Origin of the sequence: Erwinia plantamica (genome assembly GCF_043420595.1) — a bacterium.
GTDB classification, from domain to species: Bacteria; Pseudomonadota; Gammaproteobacteria; order Enterobacterales; family Enterobacteriaceae; genus Erwinia; species Erwinia aeris.
The window spans coordinates 63,315-84,684 of record NZ_JBGCUC010000012.1; the positions used below are offsets into that span (position 1 = coordinate 63,315).

The 21,370-nt window shown below is 57.8% G+C and carries 19 protein-coding genes; 4 read left to right on the top strand and 15 right to left on the bottom strand.

Annotated elements, in window-relative coordinates; translation table 11 throughout:
• Positions 1 to 2: 2 nt before the first annotated feature.
• From menH to elaB, 3 genes are all read right to left on the bottom strand, one after another.
• Positions 3 to 767, bottom strand: coding sequence for a 2-succinyl-6-hydroxy-2,4-cyclohexadiene-1-carboxylate synthase (gene menH / locus AB3U87_RS13975; RefSeq protein ID WP_394149427.1), 765 nt, complete (start codon positions 765 to 767; stop codon positions 3 to 5).
• Positions 764 to 2,404: a 2-succinyl-5-enolpyruvyl-6-hydroxy-3-cyclohexene-1-carboxylic-acid synthase gene (gene menD / locus AB3U87_RS13980; RefSeq protein WP_394149429.1), complete on the bottom strand. Its 1,641-nt coding sequence runs from the start codon at positions 2,402 to 2,404 to the stop codon at positions 764 to 766. The genes menH and menD overlap by 4 nt, the downstream gene beginning before the upstream one ends.
• 172 nt (positions 2,405 to 2,576) lie before the next feature.
• A complete protein-coding gene (gene elaB / locus AB3U87_RS13985; protein ID WP_253459807.1) occupies positions 2,577 to 2,894 on the bottom strand; it encodes a stress response protein ElaB in 318 nt (105 codons plus the stop codon).
• 269 nt (positions 2,895 to 3,163) lie between these two features.
• Between elaB and AB3U87_RS13990 the strand changes: the two genes are divergently transcribed.
• The 3 genes from AB3U87_RS13990 (at position 3,164) to AB3U87_RS14000 (ending at position 5,920) form a co-directional block, all read left to right on the top strand.
• Positions 3,164 to 4,816: a glucan biosynthesis protein D gene (locus AB3U87_RS13990; RefSeq protein ID WP_125288238.1), complete on the top strand. Its 1,653-nt coding sequence runs from the start codon at positions 3,164 to 3,166 to the stop codon at positions 4,814 to 4,816.
• Between the two features lie 442 nt (positions 4,817 to 5,258).
• Positions 5,259 to 5,558 (top strand): hypothetical protein, encoded by a 300-nt coding sequence (locus AB3U87_RS13995; protein ID WP_369896409.1) that lies wholly within the window; start codon positions 5,259 to 5,261, stop codon positions 5,556 to 5,558.
• A complete protein-coding gene (locus tag AB3U87_RS14000; RefSeq protein ID WP_125288240.1) occupies positions 5,555 to 5,920 on the top strand; it encodes a hypothetical protein in 366 nt (121 codons plus the stop codon). The genes AB3U87_RS13995 and AB3U87_RS14000 overlap by 4 nt, the downstream gene beginning before the upstream one ends.
• 106 nt (positions 5,921 to 6,026) lie before the next feature.
• Here the strand turns inward: AB3U87_RS14000 and AB3U87_RS14005 are convergent, their stop codons facing one another.
• Positions 6,027 to 6,491 (bottom strand): GNAT family N-acetyltransferase, encoded by a 465-nt coding sequence (locus AB3U87_RS14005; protein WP_253459804.1) that lies wholly within the window; start codon positions 6,489 to 6,491, stop codon positions 6,027 to 6,029.
• A gap of 83 nt (positions 6,492 to 6,574) precedes the next feature.
• Here AB3U87_RS14005 and AB3U87_RS14010 point away from each other — a divergent pair, with 83 nt between their 5' ends.
• Positions 6,575 to 7,174, top strand: a complete 600-nt coding sequence (locus AB3U87_RS14010; RefSeq protein ID WP_394149432.1) for a pentapeptide repeat-containing protein — start codon at positions 6,575 to 6,577, stop codon at positions 7,172 to 7,174.
• A gap of 74 nt (positions 7,175 to 7,248) precedes the next feature.
• Here the strand turns inward: AB3U87_RS14010 and nuoN are convergent, their stop codons facing one another.
• From nuoN to nuoC, 11 genes are all read right to left on the bottom strand, one after another.
• Complete coding sequence (nuoN, locus tag AB3U87_RS14015; protein WP_253459799.1) at positions 7,249 to 8,706, bottom strand: NADH-quinone oxidoreductase subunit NuoN; 1,458 nt, start codon at positions 8,704 to 8,706, stop codon at positions 7,249 to 7,251.
• Positions 8,707 to 8,712: 6 nt separating this feature from the next.
• Positions 8,713 to 10,233: an NADH-quinone oxidoreductase subunit M gene (gene nuoM / locus AB3U87_RS14020; RefSeq protein WP_253459796.1), complete on the bottom strand. Its 1,521-nt coding sequence runs from the start codon at positions 10,231 to 10,233 to the stop codon at positions 8,713 to 8,715.
• A gap of 214 nt (positions 10,234 to 10,447) precedes the next feature.
• On the bottom strand, positions 10,448 to 12,286 hold the full coding sequence (nuoL, locus tag AB3U87_RS14025; protein WP_253459793.1) for an NADH-quinone oxidoreductase subunit L: 1,839 nt from the start codon (positions 12,284 to 12,286) through the stop codon (positions 10,448 to 10,450).
• Positions 12,283 to 12,585, bottom strand: a complete 303-nt coding sequence (gene nuoK, locus AB3U87_RS14030) for an NADH-quinone oxidoreductase subunit NuoK (protein WP_034894855.1) — start codon at positions 12,583 to 12,585, stop codon at positions 12,283 to 12,285. The genes nuoL and nuoK overlap by 4 nt, the downstream gene beginning before the upstream one ends.
• The gene (gene nuoJ, locus AB3U87_RS14035; RefSeq protein WP_125288247.1) at positions 12,582 to 13,127 is read right to left on the bottom strand and encodes an NADH-quinone oxidoreductase subunit J; all 546 of its coding nucleotides are present in this window, start codon (positions 13,125 to 13,127) and stop codon (positions 12,582 to 12,584) included. Before nuoJ ends, nuoK begins: the two co-directional genes overlap by 4 nt.
• Positions 13,128 to 13,137: 10 nt before the next feature.
• Positions 13,138 to 13,680: an NADH-quinone oxidoreductase subunit NuoI gene (gene nuoI, locus AB3U87_RS14040; protein WP_253459790.1), complete on the bottom strand. Its 543-nt coding sequence runs from the start codon at positions 13,678 to 13,680 to the stop codon at positions 13,138 to 13,140.
• Positions 13,681 to 13,692: 12 nt separating this feature from the next.
• Entirely contained in the window at positions 13,693 to 14,670 is a 978-nt protein-coding gene (gene nuoH, locus AB3U87_RS14045) for an NADH-quinone oxidoreductase subunit NuoH (protein ID WP_253459787.1), read from the bottom strand.
• A complete protein-coding gene (gene nuoG, locus AB3U87_RS14050; protein WP_253459784.1) occupies positions 14,667 to 17,393 on the bottom strand; it encodes an NADH-quinone oxidoreductase subunit NuoG in 2,727 nt (908 codons plus the stop codon). The genes nuoH and nuoG overlap by 4 nt, the downstream gene beginning before the upstream one ends.
• Positions 17,394 to 17,601: 208 nt before the next feature.
• On the bottom strand, positions 17,602 to 18,942 hold the full coding sequence (gene nuoF / locus AB3U87_RS14055; RefSeq protein WP_253461264.1) for an NADH-quinone oxidoreductase subunit NuoF: 1,341 nt from the start codon (positions 18,940 to 18,942) through the stop codon (positions 17,602 to 17,604).
• A gap of 2 nt (positions 18,943 to 18,944) precedes the next feature.
• Complete coding sequence (gene nuoE, locus AB3U87_RS14060) at positions 18,945 to 19,460, bottom strand: NADH-quinone oxidoreductase subunit NuoE (protein WP_253459782.1); 516 nt, start codon at positions 19,458 to 19,460, stop codon at positions 18,945 to 18,947.
• Positions 19,461 to 19,462: 2 nt separating this feature from the next.
• Entirely contained in the window at positions 19,463 to 21,262 is a 1,800-nt protein-coding gene (nuoC, locus tag AB3U87_RS14065) for an NADH-quinone oxidoreductase subunit C/D (protein WP_253459780.1), read from the bottom strand.
• Between the last annotated feature and the right edge of the window lie 108 nt (positions 21,263 to 21,370).

The window sequence follows — 21,370 nt, forward strand, 5'->3', positions numbered from 1 at the left end:
CCTTAAACGGGGTTGAGCTTTTGCGCCAGGACGGCGGCAAAGGCCTGTGGGCAGGCGCGATGGGCGTTGTGACCCGCCGCCGGGATAGTGGTAACCGGCAGCCCGGCCCCGGCGGCCAGACGCTGAAATTTGAGGTCGTGCTCGCCGCAGAGATAGTGGAAAACAGGAAGGCGCTGGATTTCCGGCAGCAGATACGGCTGGCGGGCGAGCGAGGTATTGAGCAGCATAGCGGCCAGCGCCTGCGGATCGTTATCGGCTCGCAGGGCGATCAGCTGTTGCCGCTGCGGTTCGCGCAGATCGGCAAACACCGGCTGGCGATACCACTTATGCAGCGTGTCGCCCAGCGGCTGCTGCCGGAACAGGCTGGCCCAGTGGCGATCGTCAGCCAGCCGCTGCGCCCGCTCATGGGGCGACGCCAGCCCGAAGTGAGCGCCTTCCACCACCACGCCAGCCAGCGACGAATCTGCATAGCGGCAGGCGTGATACAGCGCCGCGCGGCCGCCGAGCGAATAGCCGATCAGCCAGTAGCGTCGAACGCGATGGTTGTGCAAAGTGGCGTTCAGCCGCGCTGAAAGCGCCTCAAACCCGCTAACCTGCTGCGCCCGCGAGCCGCCGTGACCGGGTAAGTCAATGCTCAGCTGCGGCCAGTCGCTGAAATACTCCTGCACCGGCTGCCACTCCTTGCCGCTGCCCAGAAAGCCGTGCAGCCAGACCAATGTCGGCCTGTCGCTGCGGTGTTCGCCCCGCCAGCGCGCGTGCAGCATCATTTCCGAAAGCCCCGCGCCAGCCACTGCGCGCCAGCCTCAACCTTCAGCTCAATCAGCGTGGCGTTAGTGCTGCGCCAGCCCGCTTCGACAGCGGCCCGCAGCGATAGCCAGTCTTCCGGCCGATGATAAGCCAGGCCGAACATGGCTGCGGCGCTGGCGAAACTTGCGCGCTGCGGCAGGGTAAAGAACCGCTCGCGCTCTTTTTCAGGCGTGGGCAGCAGGGAAAAAATCTGTCCGCCGCCGTTATTGACCACAATCAGCACCAGCGGCCCGGCGGTCAGCGCCAGGCTGTTGAGGTCATACAGCGCCGAGAGATCGCCCACTATCGCCAGCAACGGTTTGCCGCTGCCGCGCTGCACGCCGGTCGCCGTGGCGATTAGCCCGTCGATGCCGCTGGCGCCCCGGCTGGCATAAACGGGATAGCCCGCAGGCAGGCGGGCAAAGGCGTCGGCCAGCCTGATGGTCAGGCTGTTGCCCAGAAACAGCACGCCCTGCTCCGGCAGCAGCTCTGCCAGCCGCTGCGCCAGCTGCGCTTCACCAAAATCCTGTAGCCTTTCGGCGAGCGCTGCATGGGTTTCCAGCGCCAGCGCCTGTAGAGAAGGCAGCCATGCGGGTTGCGAAACGGCTTGATGCGCGACAAGCCATTTGCCGATGTCGGCCACTATGCGCTGACTGCGATGATGGGCGGGATCCAGATGGCCGGGCAGCGGATCGATGAGCCAGTATGCCGCCGGATCCGCTGCCGCCAGCCAGTTGGTCAGCCTTTTCCCGGTCAGCCGCGCGCCAAACTGGATAACGATCTCTGCCTGCTCAAGCACCTGCCGCGCATGATCCTCCCGGAGCCAGAGTTCACTACAGGGATACGGAGCGCCGGTGTGGGACTGAATATCCGCCAGCAGCGGCCAGCCCAGCGTCTCTGCCCATTCGGCCAGCGCCACGCCCTCCTGCGCCGTGATTTTACCGGCGATAATCAGCCCGCGCTTTTGCCGCCAGCTCGGCCAGCTGCTGAGCACGGGCGTGGCTCGCTCCGCGTGGATGTTCAGCCAGGGCGTGTCTTCGAGCCACCATTTGCCCAGCGCATCGTGCCAGGTCTGGAACGCCGAGGACGCTTCGCCGTATAAAGGTTCGGCAAAAGGCACGTTGATATGCACGGCGCCTGTAGGATGCTGTTGCAGCAGCGCATCCATGGCTGAAACCAGCCAGCGAGCCGGAATATCCGCAGAGGGTCGGGGAAGATCCAGCGCGCCGCCGACGTGGCTGGCGAAAATACCGGGCTGGATGATGGCCTGATTGGCGCCGCAACCGATGAGTTCCGGCGGGCGATCGGCGCTGAGCACGATAAGGCGTTCGCCGGTCAGGCTGGCTTCGATCACGGCGGGCGCAAGATTGGCGACGGCGGTGCCTGAAGTGACGATTATCGCTACCGGACGCTGCGTCGCTTTCGCCAGGCCCAGCGCCAGATAGCCGAGGCCGCGCTCGTCAAAGTGGGTATGACAGATCAGGTTGCCCGCGGCGGCTTCCAGCGTCAGCGGCGCGGATCGGGAACCGGGTGCAATACAGATGTGCTGCACGCCATGACGGCTAAGGGCTGCCAGTATAACGGCGGCCCAGCGGCGGTTGAAGATACTGTGCGACATCACCCACTCCAGATCAAACAAGCAGCGGGCAGTATAAGAGCGCCCAGGCGGGCCGATTTTGATTTAGGGCAGGATTAACGTGTTATTTTCACTTTGGCAACCTGGGCGGCAAAAACAAAACGGGCACCCTGAAGGTGCCCGTTATTACTGGCGTAGCGCCCGGCGTTATCGCTTAGCGACGCGCCAGCAGCAGTCCTACCACCAGGCCCAGCGTAGCGCCTACGCCGATGCCCTGCCACGGCTTCTCATGAACATACTCATCAGCACGGCTGGCAACTTGTTTAGCGCGATGGTAGTAGTTATCTGAGGCGTTGCTGACGCGTGCTTTAACGTCGTTCAGCGATTTTTCCGCTTTGGCTTTCAGCTCAACATATTTCTGATCGGCCGGATCGCCAGATGATTTCAGCACTTCCTCCAGCGTTTCGGTAAGCAGAGCCAGATCGTCATCCAGGCGGGTGTCGAGTTCTTGTGGGTCAGTTGTCTTAGCCATAACATCTCCTTGTGCGAATAATACCTTTAACTATAGACACTTTTTGCCGCTTTGCTTGTTTATCCGCCCAGGAATCGGCTGATATTGATTCCCGTTAAATGCCTGCTTTTGTCAGATTTATCTGCTAAATTTTGCCTGACTGAATTTCTGACGCCACACGCTGTCGTAACTCCCTGTGACCCGCTCACAATTCAGCTAAAACAGGCTCTTATAGCCACAGATCTAGCGCAGTTTTTACAGTTCCGTTCAGCAAAGGATATGACTCTGGCATGAATCGAAGAATGTTTATGAAGGCGTCAATGGCTTTCGCTACGGTAAGCGGGATGTCCGGTTTATCGACGTTGTTTGCACAGGCCGCCTGGGCCGACACCGATATCGCCGACGGCTCGGCAAAGCGTTTCGATTTTGACGTGTTGCAAAAAATGGCCGCAACCCTTGCGCAGAAACCTTACGGCGGCGCGCCCGCTCCCCTGCCCGAAACGCTGGCCACCCTGACGCCGCAGGCCTACAACGAAATTCAGTACGATGCGAATCATTCGCTGTGGAACGGCAACGCCGATCGCGAGCTTGACGTGCAGTTTTTCCACGTCGGCATGGGGTTTAAACGCCGTTTACGCATGTTCTCCGTGGATGCCGATCGGCAGGCGCGTGAAATTCACTTCCGCCCCGAGCTGTTTAACTACAACGACGCCAAAGTCGATACTAAACAGCTGGAAGGCAAAACCGATTTAGGCTTCGCCGGTTTCCGCGCGTTTAAAAAGCCGGAGCTGGCCAGCCGTGATATCGTCTCCTTTCTGGGCGCCAGCTACTTCCGCGCGGTTGACGATACTTATCAGTATGGTCTTTCCGCACGCGGCGTGGCTATCAACACCTTCGGCAGCAAAGAAGAGTTTCCGGACTTTACCGCCTTCTGGTTTGAAACGCCAAAAGCCGATGACACCACCTTCACCGTCTATACCTTACTGGACGGCGAGAGCTGCACCGGCGCGTTTAAATTTATTATTCACTGCGAAGAGAAACGCGTAGTCATGGAGGTGGAAAACCACCTTTATGCCCGTAAAGATATCGACCAGCTGGGCATTGCACCAATGACCACCATGTTCAGCTGCGGCACCAACGAGCGCCGCATGTGTGACACTATCCATCCGCAGATCCACGACTCCGATCGCCTGGCGATGTGGACCGGCAGCGGCGAGTGGATTTGCCGCCCGCTGAATAATCCACAGCGGCTGACGTTTAACGCCTATCAGGACGAGAACCCGCGCGGCTTCGGCATGTTGCAGCTGGATCACGACTTTGAGAATTATCAGGATGTGATCGGCTGGTACAACAAGCGTCCGAGCCTGTGGGTGGAGCCGGTCGGCAAGTGGGGCAAAGGCGCAATTAACCTGATGGAGATCCCGACCACGGGCGAAACGCTGGATAATATCGTGTGCTTCTGGCGTCCTACAGAAAGCATCAAGGCCGGCAGCGCGCACAGCTTCAGCTACAAGCTTTACTGGAGCGGCCTGCCGCCGGTTCACAGCGATCTGTCGCGCGTGAAGGCAACCCGCACCGGTATGGGCGGCTTCCCTGAAGGCTGGGCGCCGGGCGAGCATTATCCGGACGTCTGGGCACGCCGTTTTGCGGTGGATTTTGTCGGCGGCGATCTGAAAGCGGCCGCGCCAAAAGGCATCGAACCGGTGATTACGGTCACCTCGGGCACCGTTAAACAGGTCGAGATCCTGTATGTCGAGCCGATTGACGGCTATCGCATTCTGTTTGACTGGTATCCGAACAGCGATTCCGTCGAGCCGGTTAACCTGCGTTTGTTCCTGCGCACCAAAGACCAGACGCTGACCGAAACCTGGCTCTATCAGTATTTCCCACCGGCGCCGGATAAGCGTAAATACGTTGATGACCGGCAGATGACGGCGGGCTAAACGTTAACAGGCGAGGAACTCCTCGCCTTTTTTATCCCTGTTCAATTCAGGCAAATGGCACAGGGGTACTCGCAAAAGCCGTCCGGCTAATTTCTGTTACCTACAAAGAAAGTCCTGTGCCGACATCAGGCTACGATGCCTGGCGCGAGAAGAACGGCGCTGCCTGCTGTAGAAAAAATCGGACAGCATTATCCCATCGGGTAGCGCAAGCCAACCTGACGCCCCTGCCTCACGCCCGGTTGAGCTAAGTAATTCTAAGCCAGCCACTCCGTATCGAGCTTGCTGGCCTCTGTCATCAATCCAATCGCCAATATCCGCAATGAAAAATTGTATATACAAAAAATCCCTTAACTTTGGTATTAAAATAAGAAAACCACTTGAAATGGCTATAAAGTGGACTTATCTTGTATATACAAAAATCAGGGAAGAAGGATGAAACATCATGGAGCTGATGATTTCTCAGAAAATCAGGCTGAAACTGTCTGAAAAAAAGCCTCCCGTAACGGAAGATGAAATAATCCAGTGCTTTTCCAACAGGGACGGGCATTTTCTTGAAGATAACAGAGAGGATCATCAGTCAGATCCTCCGACGCGTTGGTTTATTGCTGAAACGGATTATGGAATAAAACTCAAAGTGGTTTTTATCTTTTATCCGGGTAGAGGGGTAGCTATCAGGACGGCCTACGCCCCTGACGATGACGAAATACGCATCTACAACAAATATGGATACGAAAAACTATGAGTAACAACGTTAACAAGCCAGACCAAAACGCCTCTCTCATCGCCTCAACGGATGCCGCATGGGAAGAAGGCGTGCTTGGACGTAGCGAAGCGCATGTTAAAATTTCCAGCGAGGCAAGCGCTGCGGCGTTTGAAAAAGAGATTAATGAGGCGCTTGAGCTACAGCCCATCTCAATACGTCTTAACAAGTCGCTGATTGAAGATCTCAAAATGATTGCAGAGCTTGCGGGGCTGGGCTATCAGCCGCTGATCAGGCAGGTGCTGACAAGATTTACCGACTGCGAGAAAAAAAGAATTTTACGCCAGGTTCACTCTGAAGAGATGAAAAAACAGTCCGGCAAGAAAGCAAAAAAAGTGGCGTGACCCGCCCGGATAGCCCTGCTAACGCAGGGCTTGCCACCGCTGGCAAATGTCAGCAGCCGACGTGCTGTTAAGAAGCCATTGTTAAGGCGTCTTTCCGCTCTCTTACTTATTTGTGTATCCGCGCCCTTTCCATATCCACATGCGGGATGCCGTCTTCCGGATAGACCTCGCCCGTCGGCTTAAAGCCAAACTGTCCGTAAAAATCCTGCAGATGCGCCTGAGCGGATAAAAAGATGTCGTGCTGCGGCCAGTGGCGCTCGCAGTCAACAATCGCCTGCTCCATCAGCCGGTTGCCCAGCTTCAGGCCTCGCGCCTCGCCAGAGACGATTACTCGCCCAATCTTCACCGGCTCCTCGTCGTTTTTTGGCGCAAGCAGGCGCGCATAGGCCAGCAGCTGGTTATTCGCTATGCCCAGTAAATGACGGTTCTCACCGGCCAGATCCGCGCCGTCCACGTCCTGATAAGGACAGTTCTGCTCGACGATAAACACCGCATTGCGTAACGCCAGGATCTGGTACAGCTGAGTTGCATTCAGCTCGCTATGATGTAGATTCTGCCAGCGGATCTCCATTTTCTTTCTCCCGATGTGCGTCAATTTTGTTACTGTCAGGTGAGGGATACTGCCATTCCCTTCCGCACAGGCTAAGGTTTTATATGACAAAAATAACTGATAATAAAGAGTATTTCGATACCTGCTTCGACAGGCAGGCGCTGCCGTCCGCCTGTTTTGAAGGCGTCATTTTTGAAGGATGCGACTTCAGCCACTGCAACTTTACCGCCGCCAGGTTTATCCGCTGCAAATTTATTAACTGCCGCTTCGACCAGTGTAATCTCAGCGTGATGGAAATGCCCGATTCGCGTTTTAACGAGGTCAGCTTTACCGAATGCAAACTCAGCGGCACAGACTGGACGCGCGCTTACTGGCCCGCTTTTAATCTGGATCACGAGCTGCGTTTTACGCAATGCCTGTTGTCCAACGCCTCCTTTTTCGGCCTGACGCTGCAAGAAGTGAAAATGATGGAGTGCCAATTGCATGACGTGGATTTCAGAGAGTGCGATCTGAGCAAAGCCGAAATACTGAACTGCGATCTGGCCGGAAGCTTGTTTAACAGAACCAATCTTCAGGCGGCGGATTTGACCGACTCGCGCGATTTCTCCATCAATGTACTGAACAATTCGGTGGCAGGCGCAACGTTTTCCCGTCTGGAAGCGTTAAGCCTGCTGGAAAGCCTGGGCGTCAACCTGGTGGACTGAAGCCTGCCCGGTTGCGCACAAAAAAAATCCCGGCCTGTCAGTCAGGAGCCGGGATTTTTTAACAGCCTGCTGAGTTACATCAGCGGCTGCGCCATCTGCACCAGCGAGATCAGCGGCTGCGGATAAATACCCAGCACCAGCACCAGAATCGCCGAGATCAGTACAACCACGCCGCCGGCGGTAAAGGCCCAGTTAGCTGGCGTATCGCGCTGCAACAGCTCCGGTGGGTTCAGATACAGGCTAACGGTCACGCGCAGATAGTAGTAAAGGCCGATTGCGCTGCCTACCACTACCGCACCAGTCAGCCACCACAGCTGCGCGCCCACGCCTACGGCAATCACGTAAAATTTACCGATAAAGCCCAGCGTCATTGGGATACCCGCCAGCGACAGCATCATTACCGTCATCACCGCCGACAGGATCGGACGGTGCCAGAACAGGCCGCGATAGGAATACAGCGAGTCCGCGTCCGGGCCGCGATACGGGCTGGACATCAGGCTGACCACGCCGAAAGCGCCCAGGCTGCTGAACAGATAACCGGCCAGGTAAACGCCCACCGTTTCCAGCGACAGCTGATGCGTCTGGATAGCAATCAGCGCCACCAGCAGATAGCCCAGATGCGCAATGGAAGAGTAGCCCAGCAGACGTTTGATATTGCTCTGCGAAATCGCCATCAGGTTGCCGAACAGAATCGAGGCAAACGCGATAATCGCCAGCACCAGACGTACCGCTTCGCTGTCGGCGGCCGGCGCGTACAGGAACAGGCGCATCACCACGCCGAAAATGGCGATTTTGCTGGCGGTCGCCAGGAAGGTCGACACCGGCGCAGGCGCGCCCTGGTAGACATCCGGCGTCCACAGGTGGAAAGGCACCAGCGACAGCTTAAAGCCCAGGCCCACAATCATCATGCCCAGCCCCGCCAGCAGCAGCGGCTGTTGCAGCATTCCGTCGTTCAGGCTGCGGCCCAGCGCAATAAAGCCCAGGTTGCCGGAGTTGGCATAAAGCAGCGCCATACCGAACAGCAGAAAAGAGGAAGCCACAGCGGACATAATGGTGTATTTGATGCTGGCTTCCAGCGAGCGCTTCAGCTGGAAGGCGTAGCCCACCAGGCCGAACAGCGGCAGGGAAATCAGCTCAATACCGATAAACAGCGAAGCCAGGTGATTAGCGCTTGCCAGCACCACGCCGCCCAATGCTGCAATCAGCACCAGCAGGTAGAACTCTTCCTGGTTATCCGGGTAGTTGGTCAGCCACGGATAGGCGAAGGTGCAGGTTGCCAGGCTGGCTAAAATCACCAGGCCGGTATAGAGCATTGAATAGCCATCGACGCGCAGCAGCGGCGTCACGTCCATCGCGCCCGCGTGTCCCACGAACCAGAGTGAGAACAGCGCCAGGTTCAGCCCTACTACCGCCAGCGTGGCATTGACGAAGTGGTTGCGCCGCCACGCAATGGAGAGCATCACGACTACCACCGTCAATCCGACGATCAGCATGGGCAGCAGCGCGATCAAATGTTGAGGAGTTATTGTCATGGCGAATTACGGCCTTGTAGTTGAAATTGAAGCGGTAAACCACTGCTGAATATTGCTCATTGCAGCATGTGAGGTGTCCAGAATCGGCTGTGGGTAAACGCCCAGCAGCAGCAGCAGAACCACCAGCACCATAATCATCAGGAACTCGCGCGGCGACATCCCCCGCAGCGGCGTTTCTGACTTCGGTGCGCCGTAATAGGCCCGCTGCATCATAATCAGCGAGTATACGGAAGCGAACACCAGACCAAAGGTAGCAATGACGATGATCACCGGCACCGACTGGAAGCTGCCGGTCAGGATCATAAATTCGCCAACGAAATTACCCGTGCCCGGCATCCCCAGATTCGCTACGGCAAAGAACAGCGACAGACCTGGCAGCCACTTGATGCGCGCCCACAGCCCGCCCATCTGACGCATATCGCGAGTGTGCAGACGCTCATAAAGCTGGCCGCACAGGATAAACAGCGCTGCGGCGGAAAGACCGTGCGCAATCATCTGCACCACCGCGCCCTGGAAAGCGAGCTGGCTGCCGGTATAGATAGCAATCAGCACAAAGCCCATGTGCGAAATAGAGGTGTAGGCGATCAGGCGTTTGATGTCGTACTGCGAGAAGGCCATCCAGGCACCGTAGAAAATCCCGATAATCCCCAGCCACATCGCAATCGGCGCGAACTCGGCGGACGCGTTCGGGAACAGCGGCAGCGCAAAGCGCAGCAGACCGTAAGCCGCCGTTTTCAGCAGAATGCCCGCCAGGTCAACGGAACCGGCCGTCGGGGCCTGACTGTGCGCATCCGGCAGCCAGCCGTGCAGCGGCACCACCGGCATTTTCACCGCGAAGGCGATAAAGAAGCCCAGCATCAGCAGATATTCAACGGTGTTGCTCATTGGCGTTTTCAGCAGATCTTCGTAGTTAAACGTCCAGACGCCCGTGGCGTTGTAGTTAACGAAGACCAGCGCCAGAATCGAAATCAGCATCACCAGGCCGCTGGCCTGAGTGTAGATAAAGAACTTGGTGGCCGCGGTGATACGCGTTTTCCCGTCCGACGCCTTGTGTCCCCACAGCGCGATCAGGAAGTACATCGGCACCAGCATCATTTCCCAGAAGAAGAAGAACAGGAACAGATCGATAGCCAGGAACACGCCGATAACGCCGCCCAGGATCCACAGCAGGTTCAGGTGGAAAAAGCCCTGCCATTTCTCAATTTCGTTCCAGGAGCAGAGGATAGCCATCACGCCCAGCAGGCCGGTAAGCACCACCATCAGCAGCGACAGGCCGTCCAGCGCCAGATGCACGTTGATACCGAAACGCGGTATCCAGGAAACCAGAAACTCGGATTGCCACTGCGGCAGCCCGGCAGCCTGGGTCAGCGAATAGCCGCCCTGCAGCCAGAGCTGTAGCGAGAGCGCCAGCGTCAGCCCCATCGAGATCAGCGCTATCCAACGCGGCACCTTGCTCCCGAAGCGTTCAAACTGCCAGCAAAGCAGGCCGCCGATGAACGGGATGAGTATAAGCCAGGGTAATAACATGGCGATTTGATTCCCTTTTCTGAACCTGCATGGGCTATCTTACTGGCCATTTTGGCCCCCGGCAGTGCTCGCAGTCCTCACATACTAAAGTATGCTGCGGGTGCGGCGCGCTGGCGGTAACAAAACTGACTGCGCCGATGACGCCCAACATTCAGGTAATTTTTAACATCTTTTAATTCTGGGTGAGTGTTTACCCCACCCCGCTCACAAACTTTTAGACCACCATCAACAGCGCGAGCACCACGACCGCACCGACGCTCATCGAAGCGACGTACCAGCGCAGATAGCCGTTTTCGCTGACCACCAGCCCTTTGTTCGCCAGGCGGGAGAACAGTGCCGGGATATTCATCAGCGCATTCAGCGGATCGCGTGACAGGGCCCAGGCGACGAACAGATAAGGCTTGACGAAAATCTTGTCGTAAAGCCAGTCGAAGCCCCAGGCGGCGAACCACCAGGTGGTGAAGAATCGGCCAACCGCGCTGCCGGCGATGCTGTTAACCAGCGAGCGTTTGCCCAGCCACAGAAAGGCTGCCAGCAGGATGCCGATAATCGCCACTACGCCAGAAGTGATTTCCAGCGTCAGCACGCTGCCGTGCGCCAGCTCGGTGGTTTCCGGCAGCACGCCGCGCAGCGGAGGAACAATCAGCGCACCAATAAAGGTGGAGAGGATCAGCAGCACAATCAGCGGCAGATGGTGCGTAATGCCTTTGCCTGCGTGCGCGTGAATTTTCTCTTCGCCGTGGAAGGTAATAAAAATCATGCGGAAGGTGTAGAGCGAGGTCATAAAGGCCCCGACCAGACCGGCCACCATCAGATTAATATGACCGTTCGCCAGCGCACCCGCCAGGATCTCGTCCTTACTGAAGAAGCCAGCGGTGATCAGCGGCAGCGCCGACAGCGCCGCGCCGCCTACCAGGAAGCAGGCATAAACCAGCGGGATGCTTTTGCGCAGGCCGCCCATTTTGAAAATGTTCTGCTCGTGGTGGCAGGCCAGGATCACCGAACCGGACGAGAGGAACAGCAGCGCTTTAAAGAACGCATGGGTCATCAGATGGAAAATCGCCGCGTCCCACGCCTGCACGCCAAGCGCCAGGAACATGTAGCCAATCTGGCTCATGGTGGAGTAGGCAAGCACGCGTTTGATATCGGTTTGCACCAGCGCGGCAAATCCCGCCAGCACCAGCGTAATCGCGCCAATAATCCCCACCAGGTGCAGCACTTCCGGCGTCATCAGGAACAGACCGTGGCTGCGGGCAATCAGATAAACGCCCGCCGTTACCATGGTCGCGGCGTGGATCAGGGCAGAGACCGGCGTCGGGCCTGCCATCGCATCCGCCAGCCAGGTTTGCAGCGGCAGCTGTGCCGATTTACCTACCGCGCCGCCAAGCAGCATCAGCGTCGCCCATTGCAGCATAGGGTTATCCGCCGCAAAGTGCGCAGGCGCCAGCTCGACCATCTCACGGAAGTTCAGCGTGCCCAGCTCGTTGTAGAGAATAAACAGCGCAAACGCCAGGAAGACGTCGCCGACGCGCGTGATGATAAAAGCTTTCATCGCCGCCGCGCCGTTGTTCGGGTTGGTGTAGTAGAAACCGATCAGCAGGTAAGAGCAAAGCCCCACGCCTTCCCAGCCCAGATACATCAGCATCAGGTTATCGGCCAGCACCAATACCACCATGCTGGCGATAAACAGGTTGGTATAGGCGAAAAAGCGCGAGTAGCCCTCTTCGCCGCGCATATACCAGGAGGCGAACATATGGATAAAGAAGCCAACGCCCGTGACCACCGACAGCATGGTCAGAGACAGGCCGTCCAGCGTCAGGTTGACTTTGATATCAAAGTTACCGACGTGCATCCAGGTCCACAGCGCCTGATTAAAAACAGCCTGGCCCTGCGCAAAGAAATCCAGTCCGGCATAGAGCGTGACCAGCGCGGCCAGCCCTACGGAGCCCATCCCTACCGTAGCGGCCAGATTTTCTGACCAGCGGCCGCGCGAAAACGCCAGCAGCACGAAACCGATCAGCGGGAATAAAATAGTTAAATAGAGAAGATTCATCCGCGCATCTCGCTCACTTTATCAATATTGAGGTTCTGGCTGCGACGATGCAGCTGCAGCAGCAGCGCCAGGCCAATACTTGCCTCGGCAGCGGCCAGGCTGATCGCCAGGATATACATCACCTGACCGTCCGCCTGTCCCCAATAGCTGCCCGCGACCACAAACGCCAGCGCCGCCGCGTTGATCATGATCTCAAGGCTGATCAGCATAAACAGCAGGTTGCGGCGGATCACCACGCCGGTCAGGCCAAGCACAAACAGGATGGCCGCCAGGATAAGCCCGTGTTGCAAAGGGATCATGCGTTTTCCTCCTTCTTCACCGCATCAGGGCGATTGCTTAACACCTCGCCCGGACGCTGTTCGCGACCGATATGGTAAGCCACCACCAGACCGGCCAGCAGCAGCATGGAAGCCAGCTCCACCGCCAGAACGTAAGGGCCGAACAGGCTGATGCCGACCGCTTTGGCATCGATCATCGTGCCGTCAATGCCCTGGTCATTAATAGTCAGGATGGCGTAAACCATCACCACCAGCAGCAGCAGCGACAGCAGACCGGGGCCGAACCAGACGCCCGGCTTCAGCCACTCGCGCTCCTGCGCCTGCACGCTGTCGCCCAGGTTTAGCATCATCACCACAAACACGAACAGCACCATGATAGCGCCCGCATAAACGATAATTTCCAGCGCCCCGGCGAAATAAGCGCCCAGCGAGAAAAACACGCCCGCCACCGAAAGCAGTGAAATAATCAGATATAACAGCGCGTGGACCGGGTTGGTGTGGGTGATAACGCGCAACGTCGTCAGCACGGCCACCAGTCCGCAAAGATAAAACGCAAATTCCATGCCTGGCTCCTTAAGGTAACAAACCCTTGACGTCGATGGGTTTGGCTTCGCTTTCCGCTTCACCTTTGTCTTTGCCTTCGATCGCCATGCCCGCCATCCGGTAGAAGTTATATTCCGGATATTTGCCCGGCCCGGAGATCAGCAGGTTCTCTTTTTCATAAACCAGATCCTGACGCTTAAACTCGCCCAGCTCGAAATCGGGGGTAAGCTGGATAGCGGTGGTCGGACAGGCTTCTTCACACAGGCCGCAGAAAATGCAGCGCGAGAAGTTGATGCGGAAAAACTCCGGATACCAACGGCCGTCCAGCGTTTCTGCCTTTTGCAGCGAAATACAGCCTACCGGACAGGCTACCGCGCACAGGTTACAGGCCACGCAGCGCTCCTGGCCGTCGGGATCGCGGGTCAGCACGATGCGGCCACGGTAGCGAGGCGGCAAATAGACCGGCTCCTCCGGGTACATCTGCGTTTCACGCTTGGCAAAAGCATTCGATCCGATCAGGACGATACTGCGTACCGTGGTGCCGAACCCTACCAGAATATCTTTTATTTTCATGGTAATAACCTCTTACTGCGCGTTGTACAGAATCACTGCGGCAGTCGCCAGCAGGTTCAACAGCGTCAACGGCAGACATACTTTCCAGCCGAACGACATCACCTGGTCGTAGCGCGGACGCGGCAGCGCAGCACGGATCAGAATAAACATCATCATGAAGAAAGCTGTTTTAATCGCGAACCAGAAAACGGGCGGCAGCCACGGACCGTTCCAGCCGCCGAAGAACAGCGTCACAATCAGGGAAGAGACGGTTACGATACCGACGTATTCACCGACAAAGAACAGGCCGAACTTCATACCGGCGTATTCGATGTGGTAACCGTCGGCCAGCTCCTGCTCTGCTTCCGGCTGGTCAAAAGGATGACGGTGACAGACCGCGACGCCCGCAATGGCAAAGGTCAGGAAGCCAAAGAACTGCGGAATGATGTTCCACAGGTGCTGCTGGCTGTTGACGATATCCACCATATTGAAGGAACCGGCCTGCGCCACCACGCCCATCAGCGACAGGCCGAGGAACACTTCGTAGCTCAGCGTCTGCGCCGAGGCGCGCATCGCGCCCAGCAGCGAGTATTTGTTATTACTCGACCAGCCCGCAAACAACACCGCGTACACGGCCAGACCGGCCATCATCAGGAAAAACAGCAGACCGATATTCAGATCCGCGCCCATCCAGGTCGAGGTGACCGGCACAATGGCCATTGCCAGCAGCAGCGAGGTGAACGCGATCATCGGCGCCAGCGTAAAAATCACGCGGTCGGTAAACGGCGGCGTCCAGTCCTCTTTAAAGAACATTTTGATCATGTCCGCCACCAGCTGGAGCGAACCGCCCCAGCCGACGCGGTTTGGCCCGTAGCGGTTCTGGAACAGGCCCAGCAGGCGACGTTCGCCAAAGCTCATAAAGGCGCCGCAGCCTACCACCACAAACAGGATCACCAGCGCTTTGCCGACGGCAATCAGTACATCTGTAACTTCCGGTGTCAGCCAGCTCATTGTGTTGCCTCCTGCAGATCCTCAATACTTGCCCCCAGCAGGAACGGCGGTACGCCCGGCAAGCCCAACGGTAAACCCACCTGCCCTGCCTGCAAGGCGGTCGAGAAGCGAACCGGCAGACGCAGCGTTTCGCCCGCGCAGCGGAAGGCGACCGTAGCGCCTGCGTTGACGCCCAGTTTCGCCGCGTCTTGCGGGTTAACCATCACGTAAGGCAGCGGCATACGCTGCTGGAATACCGGTGAACGCTGGGTCATCTCTTCGCTGCCGAACAGATGGAAGTAAGGCGCGACGCGCCAGCCGTTCTCTTTGCCCGCGAAGGCTTCCGGCACGGCGGTGAACCATTCCAGCTGGCCTTCGCCCGCTTCGAACAGGCGCACGCCCGGATCGCCAAAGCGCAGTTTGCCGCCCACTTCGTCCTGGAACTTATTCCACGCCTGCGGAGAGTTCCAGCCTGGCGCCCAGGCAAACGGGATCTGCGAACGAGGCGCATTCGGCTGGTTGTTCCCTTCCATAGAGAAGGCGAACATGGTGTCTTTATCCTGCGGCTGACGCGGTTCGTGCACGCTGATATTGGCGCGAGCCGCGGTACGGCCGCTGGCGCGGATCGGCGAGCGGGCCAGTTTCTGACCGCGAATACGGAAGCTGGCGTCCGGCGCGGCGGCCTTGATCCCGGCCAGCTGCGGCAGTGCCGCCACGCAGGCATCGATCACGTGATCGAGCTGCGTCCAGTCCACTTCGCGGCTGCTGATGGTGCTGGCCAGCGAGTGCAGCCAGCGCCAGCTTTCCAGCATCTGGATTTTGTCATCGTAGTAGGACGGATCGTAAACCTGGAAGAAGCGCTGCGCGCGGCCTTCCTGATTGACCACGGTGCCGTCGCTTTCTGCAAAGCTGGCGGTGGAAAGGATCAGACCCGCTTTCTCGGTGGTCGCCGTGCGTTGATGATCGATAACGATCACGTTCGGCGTGTTGGTCAACGCCGCATCGACACGGGCTTTTGGCGCATGGCGATAGAGATCGTTTTCCATAATGATAACAGCATCGGCAGAGCCACTTGAAAGCTCGTCGAGCGCTGCATCCAGCGGCTTGCCGCCGATCATGCCCAGGCCCACGCTATTGGCTGCGCCGGATAGCAAAGTGATACCCACATCCGCGCCGCGTCCTTTCAGCGCTCTGGCAACGTTAGCCGCCGCCTGGATCATCGCCTCGCTGCCCGCGTGCACGCCGGAAATAATCAGCGGTTTCTTCGCGCCGGCCAGCGCCTGTACCACTACGTCGATCTTACCGCTCAGTTCACGATCGAGACCGTCTACCGCCGGCGCCGTTTCATCCAGCGCGTTAGCAATAGCGAAGCCCAGACGCGCCTGATCTTCCACCGGTGCGCGATAGCTCCAGGCGGCGATGTCGTCCAGACGGGTTTCGTCTACGTTGGTGACAAACAGCGGATGTTTGGCGTGTTGGCCGATGTTCATAATCGCCGCAATCTGCCAGTCGGCCACTTTCTGCGCCGCCGCCATTTCGCGCGCTTTGCCCTTAACGGCCTGGCGCACGGAGAGCGCGATGCGTGCGCCGACCTGGGTCAGATCTTCGCCCAGCACCAGCACGGCATCGTAGCTTTCGATTTCGCGCAGCGCTGGCGTATGGATACCGCCTTCGCGCAGTACTTTCAGCATCAGTTCCAGACGCGCCTGCTCGCCAGCCGGAATACCGGTGGAGAAGTTCTCGGCACCGACCAGCTCACGCAGCGCGAAGTTGCTTTCAACGCTGGCGCGTGGCGAACCGATACCAATCACTTTTTTCGCCTGGCGCAGCACGTCCGCCGCGCCCTGCATCGCCTGCTCGGCGTTGAGCGCGATCCAGTCGTCGCCGCGACGCTGCATCGGCTGGCGCGGACGATCCTTCAGGTTGACGTAGCCATAGCCGAAGCGGCCACGGTCGCACAGGAAGTACTGGTTTACGGTGCCGTTATAGCGGTTCTCAATACGACGCAGTTCGCCGTAACGCTCGCCGGGGCTGGTGTTGCAGCCGACGCTGCACTGCTGGCAGATGCTTGGCGCGTACTGCATATCCCATTTACGGTTATAACGCTCGGAGTGCGTTTTATCGGTAAATACGCCGGTAGGGCAGATTTCCACCAGGTTGCCGGAGAACTCGCTCTCCAGCACACCGTCTTCCGGGCGACCGAAGTAGACGTTGTCATGCGCGCCATACACGCCCAGGTCTTTGCCGTCCGCGTAATCTTTGTAGTAGCGCACGCAGCGATAGCAGGCGATACAACGGTTCATTTCGTGCGAGATGAACGGGCCGAGATCCTGATTGCGGTGGGTGCGTTTGGTAAAGCGGTAGCGGCGGAAGCTGTGGCCGGTCATCACCGTCATATCCTGGAGATGGCAGTTACCGCCCTCTTCACAGACCGGACAGTCGTGCGGGTGGTTGGTCATCAGCCACTCCACCACGCTTTCCCGAAACTCTTTCGCTTCGCCGTCATCAATAGAAATAAAGGTGCCGTCGGAGGCTGGCGTCATACAGGACATCACCAGGCGACCACGGGTATCTTCGGCATTCTGGAATTGCTTTACCGCGCACTGGCGGCAGGCGCCGACGCTACCGAGCGCCGGATGCCAGCAAAAATAAGGAATATCAAGGCCGAGCGAGAGGCAAGCCTGTAGCAGGTTGTCCGCGCCGTCGACGTCGTATTCTTTACCGTCTACATGAATTGTAGCCATAGTGAAATTGCTCAAGTAAGGCTCGAAACCGAGCGTTAAACACAATTCTTTAAATAACCGTCTTACCTGACGTTGTAGCGGTGTTAGCGGCGTTCTCTTACCCCGGTCACTTACTGAAGTAAGCTGCCGGGGATGCGTTCTCTTGCTGCCTGGCTACAACGCCAATTAATTTGGTTATTTCGCGCATTTCTTTGTTTGCACGGTATTTTTACCAGCGCGCCTTCAGCAGGTTCGCCTGGATACCGGCGATCGCGTGCGCGTTGCTGTAAACCTGCGGCGCCATGCCGGCTTCAAATTCTTCACGGAAATACTTGATGGCGCTCTGCAGCGGCTCTACCGCGCCCGGCGCGTGCGCACAGAAAGTTTTGCCCGGCCCAAGCTGGCGGCAAAGCTGCAGCAGGGTTTCGATATCGCCCGGCTGCCCTTCTTTCCGCTCCAGCGCGCGCAGGATTTTTACGCTCCACGGCAGGCCGTCGCGGCACGGCGTACACCAGCCGCACGACTCGCGAGCAAAAAACTCTTCCAGGTTGCGCACCAGCGATACCATATTGATTTCGTGGTCGACCGCCATCGCCAGCGCGGTGCCCAGACGGCTGCCCGCTTTGCCAATGCTGGCGAACTCCATCGGCAGATCCAGATGCGATTCGGTCAGGAAGTCGGTGCCCGCGCCACCCGGCTGCCAGGCTTTAAACTTCAGGCCATCGCGCATGCCGCCCGCGTACTCTTCCAGAATTTCGCGCGCCGTGGTGCCGAAAGGCAGCTCCCAGACGCCAGGGTTTTTCACCCGGCCGGAAAAGCCCATCATCTTGGTGCCGGTATCGTCGCTCTTAGAGATGTTCTTGTACCAGTCGACGCCGTTGGCGAGGATTGCCGGCACGTTGGACAGCGTTTCCACGTTATTGACGCAGGTCGGCTTGCCCCAGACGCCTGCCGAAGCAGGGAAAGGCGGCTTGGAGCGCGGGTTAGCGCGGCGGCCTTCCAGCGAGTTAATCAGCGCGGTTTCTTCGCCGCAGATATAGCGGCCCGCGCCGGTATGCACGATCAGCTCGAAATCAAAGCCGGTGCCCAGAATGTTTTTGCCGAGATAGCCCGCTTCGGTCGCTTCCGCGATGGCGCGACGCAGGTTGACGGCCGCTTCAATATATTCGCCGCGCAGGAAGATATAGCCGCGATACGCTTTCAGCGCGAAGGCGCTAATCAGCATCCCTTCCACCAGCTGGTGCGGCATTTGCTCCATCAGCAGACGGTCTTTATAGGTGCCCGGCTCCATCTCATCGGCGTTACACAGCAGGTAACGAATGTTCATGGATTCGTCTTTCGGCATCAGGCTCCACTTCAGTCCCGTGGAGAAACCTGCGCCGCCGCGCCCTTTCAGGCCGGAATCTTTTACCAGCGCCACGATTTCGTCAGGCGCCATGCCCTTCAGCGCCTTTTCCGCTCCGGCATAGCCGTTTTTGCTGCGATATTCATCGAGGAACACCGCCTGCTTGTCTTCGCGCATACGCCAGGTCAGCGGGTGCGTCTCTGCAGTACGAACAATCTCTTTAATGGTCATTGATACTGCTCCAGTAACGTGACGACGTTTTCCGGCGTGAGATGCACATGCGTGTCCTCATCCACCATCATCGTCGGGCCTTTGTCGCAGTTGCCCAGGCAGCAGGTCGGCAGCAGCGTAAAGCGGCCGTCCGGCGTGGTCTGGCCCGGCTTGATGTTCAGGCTGGCTTCCAGCGCTGCCTGAATACCCTGATAGCCGGTGATATGGCACACCACGCTGTCGCAGTAGCGGATCACATGGCGGCCAACCGGCTGGCGGAAGATCTGGCTGTAAAACGTGGCTACGCCCTCTACGTCGCTGGCCGGAATGCCCAGCACGTCGGCAATGGCTTTGATAGCGCCATCCGGCACCCAGCCACGCTGTTTCTGCACGATTTTCAGCGCTTCAATCGACGCCGCCCGCGCATCTTCGTAATGGTGCTTTTCCTGTTCTATCGCATCATGCTCTGTCGCACTCAGGACGAAAGCATCTGAAGGCTCGATCGTTTCGATCGCAATTCTTTGATCGTGCATAATTAGCGGTCCACGTCTGACATAACAAAATCAATACTGCCGAGGTAAACGATCAGATCGGATACCAGGCTGCCGTTGATGACGGAAGGGATCTGCTGCAGATGCGGGAAGCTAGGCGTGCGCACGCGGGTGCGGTAGCTCATGGTGCTGCCGTCGCTGGTCAGATAGTAGCTGTTGATCCCTTTGGTAGCTTCAATCATCTGGAAAGACTCGTTGGCCGGCATCACCGGACCCCACGAAACCTGCAGGAAGTGGGTGATCAGCGTTTCAATATGCTGCAGCGTGCGCTCTTTCGGCGGCGGCGTGGTCAGCGGATGATCGGCTTTAAACGGCCCTTCCGGCATGTTTTTCAGGCACTGTTCCAGGATGCGCATACTCTGCCGCATCTCTTCCATTTTCAGCATAACGCGGGTGTAGGCGCAGCTGATGCCGTCACCAATCGGCACTTCAAAATCAAAGTTTTCGTAGCCGGAGTAAGGACGCCATTTGCGCACGTCGAAGTCCAGACCGGTTGCGCGCAGGCCCGCGCCCGTGGTGCCCCATGCCAGCGCCTCTTCCATGTTGTAGGCGGATACGCCTTTGGCGCGGCCAATCAGCACGGAGTTTTTCAGCGCCGTCTGTTCGTAGGCCTTCAGGCGCTTCGGCATCCAGTCAAGGAATTCGCGCAGCAGACGATCCCAGCCCTTCGGCAGATCGTGCGCCACGCCGCCGATGCGGAACCACGCCGGATGCATACGGAAGCCGGTAATAGCTTCCACCACGTCATAAATTTTCTGGCGGTCGGTAAAGGCAAAGAACACCGGTGACATCGCCCCGACGTCCTGAATAAAAGTAGAAATATAGAGAAGGTGGCTGTTGATACGGAACAGTTCGGAAAGCATCACGCGGATCACGTCAACGCGCTCAGGCACTTTAATGCCCGCCAGCTTTTCTACCGCCAGCACGTAAGGCATCTCGTTTACGCAGCCGCCAAGATATTCAATGCGGTCGGTATAGGGGATATAGCTGTGCCAGGACTGGCGCTCGCCCATCTTCTCCGCGCCACGATGGTGGTAGCCGATATCCGGCACGCAGTCGACAATCTCTTCGCCGTCCAGCTGCAAAATAATGCGGAAAGCACCGTGCGCCGAAGGATGGTTAGGGCCCAGGTTGAGGAACATAAAGTCCTCGTTGGCGGTGCCGCGCTTCATGCCCCACTCTTCCGGTTTGAAGGTCATCGCCTCCATTTCCAGATCTTCTTTCTGCTTGGTCAGCTCGAAGGGATCGAATTCGGTAGCGCGCGCCGGGTAATCTTTACGCAGCGGATGGCCTTCCCAGGTTTGCGGCATCATGATACGCGTCAGGTGCGGATGGCCATCAAACGTAATGCCGAACATCTCCCAGGTTTCGCGCTCGTACCAGTTGGCGTTGGCGAAAATTTTGGTGATGGTAGGTACATGCAAATCGTTTTCGGACAGCGCCACCTTGAGCATAATGTCGCGATTGCGCTCAATGGACAGCAGGTGATAGAAAACGGAAAAATCCGCCGCTGGCAGTCCGTCGCGATGCGTGCGCAGGCGTTCGTCCATACCGTGCAGATCGTACAGCATGACGTAAGGCTTCGGCAGCTTGCGCAGAAACTCTACAATTTCCAATAATTGTTCGCGTCTTACCCAGACCACCGGAATGCCGGTGCGGGTTGGCTGAACGGTAAAGGCATCTGGCCCAAAACGGTTACGCAATTCGCCGATCACCGGGTCATCCAGGTGATCCCGGGTTTGCCATTCTGGCTGAGCGAGATCTTGCGTGGTTAAATCTGTCATAGGTCGTTCACCATGTGGGCCTGTCGACAGGCACTCAGTATTGGCGTCAGAACAGGCCGCCCGCGTATTATTTTTTTCTGCGTGCTGTTTGGGCCTTGTTCATTAACT

Excerpts from the sequence above, each read along its gene's own strand:
- nuoM (WP_253459796.1), bottom strand. The coding sequence starts at position 10,233 with ATGTTATTACCCTGGCTTATACTCATCCCGTTCATCGGCGGCCTGCTT.
- nuoH (WP_253459787.1), bottom strand. The coding sequence starts at position 14,670 with ATGAGCTGGCTGACACCGGAAGTTACAGATGTACTGATTGCCGTCGGC.
- AB3U87_RS14000 (WP_125288240.1), top strand. The coding sequence starts at position 5,555 with ATGAGTAACAACGTTAACAAGCCAGACCAAAACGCCTCTCTCATCGCC.
- nuoE (WP_253459782.1), bottom strand. The coding sequence starts at position 19,460 with ATGCACGATCAAAGAATTGCGATCGAAACGATCGAGCCTTCAGATGCT.
- nuoK (WP_034894855.1), bottom strand. The coding sequence starts at position 12,585 with ATGATCCCTTTGCAACACGGGCTTATCCTGGCGGCCATCCTGTTTGTG.
- menD (WP_394149429.1), bottom strand. The coding sequence starts at position 2,404 with ATGTCGCACAGTATCTTCAACCGCCGCTGGGCCGCCGTTATACTGGCA.
- elaB (WP_253459807.1), bottom strand. The coding sequence starts at position 2,894 with ATGGCTAAGACAACTGACCCACAAGAACTCGACACCCGCCTGGATGAC.
- menH (WP_394149427.1), bottom strand. The coding sequence starts at position 767 with ATGATGCTGCACGCGCGCTGGCGGGGCGAACACCGCAGCGACAGGCCG.
- nuoJ (WP_125288247.1), bottom strand. The coding sequence starts at position 13,127 with ATGGAATTTGCGTTTTATCTTTGCGGACTGGTGGCCGTGCTGACGACG.
- AB3U87_RS14010 (WP_394149432.1), top strand. The coding sequence starts at position 6,575 with ATGACAAAAATAACTGATAATAAAGAGTATTTCGATACCTGCTTCGAC.
- AB3U87_RS13995 (WP_369896409.1), top strand. The coding sequence starts at position 5,259 with ATGGAGCTGATGATTTCTCAGAAAATCAGGCTGAAACTGTCTGAAAAA.
- nuoG (WP_253459784.1), bottom strand. The coding sequence starts at position 17,393 with ATGGCTACAATTCATGTAGACGGTAAAGAATACGACGTCGACGGCGCG.
- nuoN (WP_253459799.1), bottom strand. The coding sequence starts at position 8,706 with ATGACAATAACTCCTCAACATTTGATCGCGCTGCTGCCCATGCTGATC.
- AB3U87_RS14005 (WP_253459804.1), bottom strand. The coding sequence starts at position 6,491 with ATGGAGATCCGCTGGCAGAATCTACATCATAGCGAGCTGAATGCAACT.
- AB3U87_RS13990 (WP_125288238.1), top strand. The coding sequence starts at position 3,164 with ATGAATCGAAGAATGTTTATGAAGGCGTCAATGGCTTTCGCTACGGTA.
- nuoI (WP_253459790.1), bottom strand. The coding sequence starts at position 13,680 with ATGAAAATAAAAGATATTCTGGTAGGGTTCGGCACCACGGTACGCAGT.
- nuoL (WP_253459793.1), bottom strand. The coding sequence starts at position 12,286 with ATGAATCTTCTCTATTTAACTATTTTATTCCCGCTGATCGGTTTCGTG.
- nuoC (WP_253459780.1), bottom strand. The coding sequence starts at position 21,262 with ATGACAGATTTAACCACGCAAGATCTCGCTCAGCCAGAATGGCAAACC.